The sequence below is a fragment of the Allorhizocola rhizosphaerae genome (assembly GCF_003426775.1).
Taxonomy (GTDB): Bacteria; Actinomycetota; Actinomycetes; order Mycobacteriales; family Micromonosporaceae; genus Allorhizocola; species Allorhizocola rhizosphaerae.
In genome coordinates, this window is record NZ_QJUG01000280.1 from 1 (window position 1) to 9,701 (window position 9,701).

Annotated in this window: 11 protein-coding genes; 6 read left to right on the plus strand and 5 right to left on the minus strand. The window is 68.8% G+C overall.

Annotated elements, in window-relative coordinates; translation table 11 throughout:
- Nucleotides 1-106: 106 nt before the first annotated feature.
- Complete coding sequence (locus tag DM816_RS36880; protein ID WP_117215147.1) at nt 107-1,285, plus strand: DegT/DnrJ/EryC1/StrS family aminotransferase; 1,179 nt, start codon at nt 107-109, stop codon at nt 1,283-1,285.
- Nucleotides 1,286-1,292: 7 nt separating this feature from the next.
- Here the strand turns inward: DM816_RS36880 and DM816_RS36885 are convergent, their stop codons facing one another.
- Genes DM816_RS36885 through DM816_RS36895 form a run of 3 tightly spaced genes read right to left on the minus strand, consistent with a single transcriptional unit; the run spans nt 1,293 to nt 2,618 of the window.
- Nucleotides 1,293-1,703, minus strand: coding sequence for a VOC family protein (locus tag DM816_RS36885; protein ID WP_117215148.1), 411 nt, complete (start codon nt 1,701-1,703; stop codon nt 1,293-1,295).
- 37 nt (nt 1,704-1,740) lie between these two features.
- Complete coding sequence (locus tag DM816_RS36890; protein ID WP_117215149.1) at nt 1,741-2,241, minus strand: SRPBCC family protein; 501 nt, start codon at nt 2,239-2,241, stop codon at nt 1,741-1,743.
- Nucleotides 2,238-2,618: an ArsR/SmtB family transcription factor gene (locus DM816_RS36895; protein WP_117215150.1), complete on the minus strand. Its 381-nt coding sequence runs from the start codon at nt 2,616-2,618 to the stop codon at nt 2,238-2,240. Before DM816_RS36895 ends, DM816_RS36890 begins: the two co-directional genes overlap by 4 nt.
- Nucleotides 2,619-2,747: 129 nt before the next feature.
- Between DM816_RS36895 and DM816_RS36900 the strand changes: the two genes are divergently transcribed.
- Genes DM816_RS36900 through DM816_RS36920 form a run of 5 tightly spaced genes read left to right on the plus strand, consistent with a single transcriptional unit; the run spans nt 2,748 to nt 7,430 of the window.
- A complete protein-coding gene (locus tag DM816_RS36900) occupies nt 2,748-3,602 on the plus strand; it encodes a hypothetical protein (protein ID WP_162908209.1) in 855 nt (284 codons plus the stop codon).
- Entirely contained in the window at nt 3,599-5,143 is a 1,545-nt protein-coding gene (locus DM816_RS36905; protein WP_117215152.1) for an FAD/NAD(P)-binding protein, read from the plus strand. Before DM816_RS36900 ends, DM816_RS36905 begins: the two co-directional genes overlap by 4 nt.
- Nucleotides 5,144-5,154: 11 nt before the next feature.
- On the plus strand, nt 5,155-5,592 hold the full coding sequence (locus DM816_RS36910) for a hypothetical protein (protein WP_117215153.1): 438 nt from the start codon (nt 5,155-5,157) through the stop codon (nt 5,590-5,592).
- Nucleotides 5,589-6,083, plus strand: coding sequence for a hypothetical protein (locus DM816_RS36915; protein ID WP_117215154.1), 495 nt, complete (start codon nt 5,589-5,591; stop codon nt 6,081-6,083). Before DM816_RS36910 ends, DM816_RS36915 begins: the two co-directional genes overlap by 4 nt.
- Before the next feature lie 3 nt (nt 6,084-6,086).
- Nucleotides 6,087-7,430, plus strand: a complete 1,344-nt coding sequence (locus DM816_RS36920; protein WP_117215155.1) for a cation:proton antiporter — start codon at nt 6,087-6,089, stop codon at nt 7,428-7,430.
- A 198-nt stretch (nt 7,431-7,628) separates the two neighbouring features.
- Here the strand turns inward: DM816_RS36920 and DM816_RS36925 are convergent, their stop codons facing one another.
- Entirely contained in the window at nt 7,629-7,997 is a 369-nt protein-coding gene (locus DM816_RS36925) for a hypothetical protein (RefSeq protein ID WP_162908210.1), read from the minus strand.
- Between the two features lie 64 nt (nt 7,998-8,061).
- On the minus strand, nt 8,062-9,701 hold a 1,640-nt coding region (locus DM816_RS36930; RefSeq protein ID WP_162908211.1), incomplete at its 5' end, for a tetratricopeptide repeat protein.

The window sequence follows — 9,701 nt, forward strand, 5'->3', positions numbered from 1 at the left end:
CCCTCGCGACCCTGCGGCGCGTGCCGCCGACGGGCGCCGCGGCACCAGGCCCGGCCACCGCACCCGCGGCGCCGCGCGAACGGAAGCTGAGCCGGCGGGGTGCATGATGGATGAGATGATCAATGTCTTCCAGCCTTCGCTCGGCGAACGCGAGCTGGCCGCCGTCGCTGAGGTCTTCGCCGGCAACTGGATCGGGCGGGGCCGGCGGACTGCTGAGTTCGAGGCGAGCTTCGCCCGCCACCTCGGCGTCGGGCGGGACCATGTCACCTCGCTGAACTCCTGCACCGAGGCGGCCTTCCTGGCGGTGCAGCTGGCCGGTTTCGGCCCCGGAGACGAGGTCGTGCTGCCAACGGTCAGCTTCGTCGGCGCGGCCAATGCCATCGCCGCGTGCGGCGCCCGGCCGGTGTTCTGCGATGTCGACCCGCACACCTTGAATCCCACCGTGGCCGATATCGAGGCCGTGCTCACGTCCCGGACCAAGGGGGTGCTGATCCTGCACTACGGTGGATATCCGGGCGACGTCGCCCGGATATCCGCGCTGTGTGCGCGGCGACGGATACTGCTCATCGAGGACGCGGCGATCGGGGTGGCGTCGCGAGTGGACGGTCGTGCCTGTGGGACCTTCGGCGACATGGGAGTCTGGAGCTTCGACCACGGCAAGATCGTCGTGACCGTCGACGGGGGCATGCTGTATGTGCGCGATCCCGAGCTGGCGGCGCGTGCGCCCAAGCTGGCCTTTCTGGGGCTGGAGCAGCGCAGCGGCTACGACCAGGCGATGCGGAGCCGGACCCGGTGGTGGGACTTTGAGGTGTCGTCGTTTTCCCGGCGATCGGTCACCAACGATGTGCTCGCCGCGGTCGGGTCGGTCCAGCTGAGCCGGTTGCCCGAGTTCATCGGCCGGCGCCGGGTGATCGCCGGCCGCTACGACCGGGGACTATCCGGAGTGGACGGACTGCGCTGCCCGCCGCCCCTGCCGCCCGGACACGAGTCGTCCTACTACATGTACTGGATCCAGGTCTCACCCGGCATCCGCGACGAGCTTGCCCGCGACCTTTACGAGCGTGGCATCTACACCACGTTCCGGTATCCGCTCCTGCATCGCGTGGCGGCGTACGGGTCGGCGGCCGCGTTGCCGAACGCGGAATACGCGGCCGCGCGGACCCTGCTCCTGCCGATGCACCAAGGGCTCACCGATGCCGACGCGGATCGGGTCGTGACGACCGTGCGCGAGTGCCTCGGTGAACGGCTTCGTGCCCCCGCCGGATGGCGGGAAGCCGAGGTGTGAACGCCGGTCAGGCTCGTGATGAGATCTGCTGCACGGCCCAGGCATTGCCGTCCGGATCGGCGAAGAAGACGAACCCCATGTTGTCCAGCTGGTCCTGGTCGGTGGCCGGGCGCGGCCCGGTCGGGCTCATCAGCTGGATGTCGCCGGCCTCGACGCCGCGTTCGCGCAACTGCGCGTGCGCCTTGTGCAGATCGGGCACCACGAGCTGGAGCTTGGCCGAGCCGGGCGCGGCGTCGGTCATCCCTTTGCCGAAAACGATCGAGCAGCCGGAGCCCGGAGGGGTCAGCTGGACCGGGCCGTAGCCCTCGGGGTTGCGGGCGTCGTGGTCGAGGTGGAAGCCGAGCTTTTCGGTGTAGAACTCCTTGGCGCGGTCGATGTCCGTCACCGGCAGCATGACCACTTCCAACGTCCAGTTCACTGTGCCTGTCCCTTTCTGTGAATGGTGGTGAGTCTCGTTATGACTTTGCTTTCGCCTTATCTGACAACGCTTTCCGCAACGTCTCGTCCAGCCGTTCGTACGCCTCAGTGGCACCGCGCCGCATTGGCGTCTTGAGCACCATGTCCCGGATCTCCCGCGAGGGATAGCGGATGGTGTTGGTCAGCAGCGTCCCCTCGGGTAGCCCGGCCAGTTCGTTGGTGACCAGGGCCTCGCCGGGCACCCACGCGTCGTCGTAGGACTCGGTGAAGGACAAGCGGACAGGTGGGTCGATCTCGCGGTAAACGCCGCCGTGCCCGAGCTCCACACCGCCCGGCCCGCGCGAGACGAACCGCCAGGCGCCGCCCACCCGCAAATCGACCTCGCAGACGACCAGATGCCAGCCGCGCGCCCCGAACCAGCGCATGAGCAGCGCCGGCTCGGTCAGCGCGGCGAACACGAGCCGGGGCGGTGCGGTGAAGGTGCGCCGCAGCATGATCGTCGTATCGCTAGGAGTCGACGCCTCAAGTATCTCCGTCATGTCGGCCCTTCCACCGATCTGAGTTCGTCGAGCAGCGTATCGAGGCGTCGGTAACTCTCTCCCCAAAACCGCCGATAATCTTCCAGCCAATCGACGGCGGTGCGCAGCGGCCGGGCCTCCAGGCGGCACGGCCGTCGCTGCGCCTCGCGCCGCCGGGAGACCAGGCCGGCACGCTCCAGCACCTTCAGATGCTTGGAGATCGCGGGTTGGCTCATGCGAAATGGCTTGGCCAGCTCGGTCACGGTGGCGTCGCCCGAGGCCAGCCGGGCCAGGATGGCCCGCCGGGTGGGGTCGGCCAGCGCCGCGAACGTGGCGTCGAGCTGTTGCGTGTCATCGGTCCAGCCGGATCGGGCGTCTTCATAACCGCGCAGCTTCATAACTAGTTGGTTATATCGCTGACCAGGAGCCTTGTCAAGCAGGCGCCGCCGGCCGGGCGTACCAGCCGCTCAGTACGATCCGCACGTGCGAAGATGCGCCGATTCGCTTGGTGGGCCGACGATTTTGGCATGCGTTACCAAGGTATGACGGTCGGCTGGGCCGTCGCGTTGGTGGTAGGGACGGCCGTCATCACCATGGGTTCGGTCCGTGCCATCGACGGCAGTGGCGAAGCCCTCGGGCCCGGCGCACAGCAGACGATCGACGCCGGCTCGCGGGACGGCGGCCGCAACGCCGGGTCCGTCAAATCCGCCGATCGGCCACTCAACATGATTGAGATGCGTAACGTCCTGGTGTCTCGGGAGGACCAGCCACCAACACAGGTGTTCCGCGGTCCGATCACCCTCAAGCAGGGCATGGGGGAGGGACTGTTCGACGTCCCACCCTGGCTGGCCTACGATCCGGCCGCCTGCGGGCCATACCTGTCCGATGTGCTCGGGCCGCTGGCCGACCTCGACGGCTGGGTGCAGTTCGGCAGCCGGGTGGAGCAGCATCACAACAACGACTTCCTCCAGCTTGTGGTCGCCGTCCCGGACGGCGCCGGTCAGCGGCTCATCAACGAAATCCGCGGCCTCCTCAACGGTTGCGCCAGCGGCACCGTGACCGCCGACGGCAAGGTGACCGGGCGGGTCACCACCATCGAACAGGGCGCGCTCAAGGAACCGGACGCAGTGTCCTATGCGTTCACCCGTAAGACTTCGTTCGACGCCAAGCCCGGTACCCAGGAATACGAAATCGTTGCGGGCAAGAGGTTGCCGCCCGACAACCGCCCCCTGGTGAACGCGGAGCTTTACCACCTCACCCAGACCAACATCGTCGGCGTGGGGCGGACCCTGATCGTGGTCGCGGAAGCGAACCTGCTGACCTCCAACGAGATCGCCAGGAAGATGTCCCGCGCCGCCCGGACAACCTTGGTGGGCCGATGAACGTCCTGGCAGAGCCGTCGCTGCCGCCAGCTCTCGAGACCGCCGCGATGTGGTCCGACAGTGAGGTGGCCGGCGCCGGCATCGAGGTGCACGACGTTCCCTTGGTCTCGGTCGGCGGGGGTATCGGGTCGTTCGTGACGGTGGATTACCTGCGCATCGCGGGCGGCCTGACGCCGGTGGACATCCGCGTCCTTTCCCGCCAGCGCCGGGCATGGCAGGCATACAAGCATCTGGCGACCGTGTCGCAGATTCCGCGGCGGGGTCGCATCCGGTCGGATGCCTCCTCGCGACCGGACAACATCTGGGGATTTCCGTCATACGCGTGGCAGGAGGCGATCCGCGACTGGAACCCGGGCCCGGTGTTCCAGGTACTGGTGGAGCCCGTCCTCGCTGACTACTACACGCCACGGCTGCAGGATGTGGTGGACAGTCTGGACCGCGAGGCGCGCCGGATCGGCTATGACGAAATGCTGGTCCTCGGCAACGTCGAGGTGGTACGCAAACGGCTCGGTGGCGGCTACTTCACCGTGCTGCGACCCGAATGCGCGGGATCGCCGCGCGACGGCCGGCCACCGGCGGCGCCGGTCGTCTACCGCAGCCGGGATGTGCACCTCGCCGTCGGTTACCCCGGGCTGCGCTTCCTGCCGGACCTTCAGCGCTTCCGGGAGCGGCACGACTTCCACCACGTGGTGAACGCCTACGAGGACCACGAGCACATCTACCAGGCGCTACGCCGCCGCCCGGGGACCGTCCTGGTCCGGGGCGCCGGCATCGTCGCCTCGCAGGTGCTGGAACGGCTGATCCGCGACCGGCGGGAGGGTGGCTCGGCAACGCGGATCCTGCATTTGTTCCGCACGTATGTCGCCGACACGCATGGCCCGCACATGTGGGCCCGCCGCCACGGCAAGGACGGGTTCGCGTACCAGGGATTCAACTACCCGAAGTCGGTGTGGGGCGGGCAGTTGCGGGCACGCATGCACGACCTCGAGGGGCCGGAACGGGTCCGGGCATACGAGGAGATCGAGGGCACCACCACCCCGTGGCGGCAGCATTGGCAGAACCAGCTCGACAGGGCGCGGCAGGAGGGCTGGTACCAGTCGCTCAACGGGGTCATCGGTGACCTGACGTGGGAGCAAGGCGCGGTGGTGGCCCGGCTCGACCGGCCGGACGAACCCCACAGCGCGGCGCTGGTGCGGGCCGACTACGTCATCGACTGCACCGGCCTGATCGGTGAGGTCGAGGAGCACCACGTGCTACGCGATCTGCTGGAGCACGGGGGAGCGGCAAGAAATCCGCTCGGCCGGCTCGACGTAGATCAGCGTTTCCGGTTGCGCGGCGCGGAGAACGGGGACGGGCGCGTCTACGTCACGGGTGCGGCCGCCTATGGCGGCTACTTCCCTGGAGTGGACACCTTCCTCGGGCTTCAGATCGCCGCCCAGGAGATCGTCGATGACCTTGCCGAACGCCGGCATTGCCGGTACTTCGGCCCGCTGCGCTCGTTCGCCGAGTGGCTCAAGTGGCTCACGGGCCGCCAGATTTAGGGGAGCGGACCATGGTACCCACACTGTCGGGCCGTATTCAGACCCGGTTATTCCTGCTGGCGGTCATCGGCTGGCCGCTGACGATGCTGGTGACCCCGCTGCTGCCGCTGGCAGGGCCGATGCCTGACCGGTACCGCGCCACCCTGGTGGTGCTGGCCGCGGTGGCGGTGTTGGGTGTCGGCTGGGAACTGCTCTACCACCTGCTCATGCAATGGCGCTGGGAGAAGGATTGGCCGACGCTGTTCGGGCTGGTGACCTTGCTCCCGGAGGGATTGCTGGTGTGGCTGCTGGGTTCCCGCGCGATGTTGCCCGGGTTGACCGCGCCCTTGGATCTCGCCGCGTTCGCCATCCATTTCGTCCTGGTGTGGTTGGCGACGTGGTTGGTCGCGAACGGGCCGATGCGGGTGGTTTATGTCCGCTGGCGGTTCCGGGGAGGGCGGTTGCTGTGACCACGAATGTCGAGCCGGTCGAGGTCATGGGTGTGCACTGCGACAAGGGTCATTTCAACGACCCTGAGATCGCCTACTGCGCGGTCTGCGGACTGTCCACTGTCCACACCGGACGGCCGATGCGGGGCGTACGGCCGCAGCTCGGCGTGCTTGTGCTGGATGACGGCACGGTGTCACCGCTGCTGCGTGACCATGTCATCGGCAGCCGGCCGGAGAACGACCCGGCCGTGGCGGCGGGTCGGGCCAATGCGGTTTCGTTTCCCGACCCTCAGGTCGCGGTGGTACACCTCAGGGTAGTCCTGGACGGATGGGACGTGACGGCGGTGGCGGAGGCCACCGGCGCCTTTGTCCGCCACCCGCAGGTCAACGGCTGGACCCCGCTCGCGAAGGGAACCGCGGTCCGCCTGCCCCCGGGTGCGGCGCTCGCCTGTGGCCGGCGCCGGCTGCACTACCACTCGTACCGTTCGCTGCTGGGCGAACGGAGCCTGTGACCGATGTCCATTGGCTCGCATCAGTTTCTGATCCTTCTGCTCCAGCTCGCGGTGCTGCTTTCGGTGGCCCTGTGCTTGGGCAGGCTCGCCATGCGGTTCGGTTTGCCGGCGGTCGTCGGCGAGTTGCTGACCGGTGTGCTGCTGGGGCCGTCGATCCTGGGCAACCTCAACGGGTACGGGTGGCTGTGGCCGGGCGACGTGACGCAGTGGCAGCTGCTCGATGCGATCACCCAGCTCGGTGTGCTGCTGTTCGTGGCGGTCTCCGGCGCGCACCTCGAACTTCGGACGCTTCGGCGGCGCGGCCGGACCGTGGCCGTCGCCGGCAGCATCGCGCTGGTGCTGCCGCTGCTGATCGGGATGGCGACCGGGTATCTCCTGCCCGGCGAGGCGCTCGGTCCGGCCGGCGGCCGCCCGGCGTTCGCGCTCCTGATGGGTGTGGTCATGGCCGTCAGCGCGATCCCCGTCATCGCCAAGACCTTCATCGATCTCAAGATGCTGCACCGCGATATCGGGCAGCTCACCCTCGTCACCGCCGCCGGTCACGATGTGGTGGCGTGGCTGCTGCTGTCGGTGGTATCGGTGATGACGCTGACCGGGTTCGATGGTGCGCGGGTCCTGGCCAACCTGGGGCACCTCGCCGTATTCCTTCTCGCTGTGACGGTCGTGGTCCGCCCTGCGGCCATCTTCGCGCTGCGGCGGTCGGCCGCCGGCGAAGGATCGGGCGCGACCATCACGGTCAGCGTCGTACTCATCGTCGGCTGCGCCGCCGCCAGCCACGCACTCGGGTTTGAAGCCGTGCTGGGCGCGTTCGTCGCGGGCATCCTGCTCAATACTCCGGGCCGGGCCGTCACCGCCAAGCTCGCTCCACTTCGCACCTTCGTGCTCGCCGTGTTCGCGCCGCTGTTCCTGTCGACGGCGGGGCTCAAGATGGACCTGCTGGCGCTGCGCGATCCCGGCACCCTACTGATCGCCGCCCTCGTGCTGGGTCTTGCCGTCGTCGGCAAGCTCGCCGGTGCCTACATCGGCGGACGGGCCGGCGGGCTCACCCACTGGGAAGGGCTCGCGCTCGGCGCCGGCCTCAACGCGCGCGGCGCGGTGGAAATCGTGGTGGCCACCATCGGGTTGCGGCTCGGGGTGCTGAGCCCGGCGATGTACACCATCGTCGTGCTCGTGGCGGTCTTCACCTCGCTGATGGCTCCGCCGATGCTGCGCTGGACCATGTCGCGCATCGAGCAATGCACCGACGAACGCTTGCGCGAACGGGAACTCGCCGTGTGGTCCGACGAACAGCCACCCACCCACCGGGCGCGCTCTGGACCTGCTCATCGGTCTGATGTGGAAACATGACGGTCACCACCTACGGCTATGATTCTGTGGGCCGCCTTGCCCACGGCGGGGCTGAACTCACACGGCTACTACAATGCCCTCCCGATGGGTTTCGCCATTCCTTCAACGAATAAGTGACGTTTCCTGGCCGCCGCGCGACCCGGTTGCCGCCGAAGTGGTGGAGACCCGAAGTGTCAACAACCGACGGCTGTCTTGGTCCTAGCCCGCGTAAGGGAAGATCGGCTCGGTCCAGCCCACGTAGCCGGGCCGATCACGGTATCCGATGATGCCGACGCTGTCGTTGACTCCGGTGCCGACGACCCGTCCGCCGTCCACACTGGACATCACGGTGACGGTGTCCCCGTCGGCGTACCACACGAGTTTGCCGCGCGGCGGTGGTTCGTCGTGGCGCACCGCGCTGCGGGCGGTGAGCCAGTCGAGCGCCTCACCGGCGCCGGCGACGCCCGGCTCCTCCACGAAACCGTAGGCCATGAGCTGGAACTTCAGGCACCAGCCCTCCCAGGCGGCCGAACCCACGCGGTCCAGCTGCCAGCGTAGGGCGTCATCGACCGGGCGTGGACTGTGCACGCGCACGAGGATGGCCCGCCCCGGCACATTGCGCGCACATTGATCTTCCGCTGCGGCCAAAAGCTCAGAGCTCGTCGAGCCGCGCCTGTGCCCGCGCGGCTGCGGCCGGGTTGGACGCCAGTTGCCAGCTGCGCACCGCCTGGGCGAAATAGCGTTGCGCGGTCTGCCTGCGCCCCGCGGTCAGGCCCACCTCGCCGAGCCCCTGGTATGCCTCGGCCTGCGAGGTGATGTCGCCGAGTTCGCGGCCGATGCTCAGCGAGTCGACGAAAAGCTGGTGTGCCCGCGCGTGGTCGCCCGCCTCCAGACACAGCTCACCCAGCGCGATGCGCGCGTAAGCGGCGCAATGGTGGTCGCACAGCGCCTGGAAGATGCGCAGTGCCTCCTCAAGTTCCTTCTGCCCGGCGGCCAGGTCGCCGTTGGCCCGGCAAAGGATCGCGATCCTGCGCCGCACCTGGGCCTGCCGGTGTTCGTCGTCGGTCTCCACGGCCAGCTGGAACGCCTCGGCCAGCCACCGCTGCGCCTCGTCGAGCTGTCCGCGGCGCAGCATGATGAGCGCGGTCGCGTTGCGCGCCACCGCCTCGCCCTCGCGGTTTCCGGTGGCCACAAAGGCTTCCAGCGCGGTGCTGTAGTGCTCGATGGCCTGATCGTCGAGATTGCGTACCCGGCACAGGGTGCCCAGGCCGATGCGCGCCACGCCCTCGCCGTCGCGGTGGCCGATGGAGCCGAACAGGTCGACGGACGCACACAGTCGCTGTTCGGCCAGGTCGAGGTCGTCACGGTAGAGCGCCACCTGGCCCAGCTCGCGCAGCAACACGGCCCGCCCGGCCTCGTGGCCGGGCTGCTCCAGCGCGGGCAGGACGGTCTGATGTGCCTGCTCCCACAACGCGTATTCACCGCGAAGGTCGAAATAGGACGCCCACGCGGCGGCCAGCACCCACGCCTGCTCGGTCAGTCCTCGCTCCACCGCGACCCGCAGCATCGGCACGAGATGGTCGCGCATCGCGTCGAACCAGCCGTCACCGCCGTAGGCCCGGCCGGTGCTCGCCGGCAACCGCACGCCGAAGTAGCGGAACGGCAGGCCGCGCGCGCATTGCAGGGACGTGTCGATCCATCCGGCGAGCACCGCCGCCACGTCCCGGGCCGTTTCCGGGTGGGCGCGCGCGTGTTCCTCGGCGTGGCTGCGCAGCAGGTGATGCGTTCGCACCAGCGGGGCGGCGGCGCCGTCGCCGGGGATCAACCGCACCAGATGCGCGTCGACCAGGCCGTCGATCATCCTGTCCGCCGTGGACGGTCCGGCCAGCGCGTCGAACACCCAGGCCGGGCAGTCGGCCGTGCCCAAGGCCCCGAGCAGCCGATATCCCCGCGCCTCGTCCGGCGAGAGCAGCCGGTAGCTTTGCTCCGCGCTCGCCCGTACCCCTTGGTCGCTGGAAAGGTCTCCGGTCAATTCATCGAGTACGCGGTCACCGCGCAGCCGCTCGGCGAGCCGGCCAAGCGTGAGATCGGGCCGCAGGATCACCCGGCCCGCCGCCACGCGGATGGCCAGCGGCAGCCGGCCGCACGCCGCCACCACGCTGTCGCGCTCGGCCGGCTCGGCGGAGGCTCGCTCGGTACCCACAAGATGGGTTAAAAGTTCTGCGGCTTCAGGCGGATCGAGCACATCCAGTTCGATGTGGGCGGTGGCGAGCACCCCGGACAGGCGCCGGC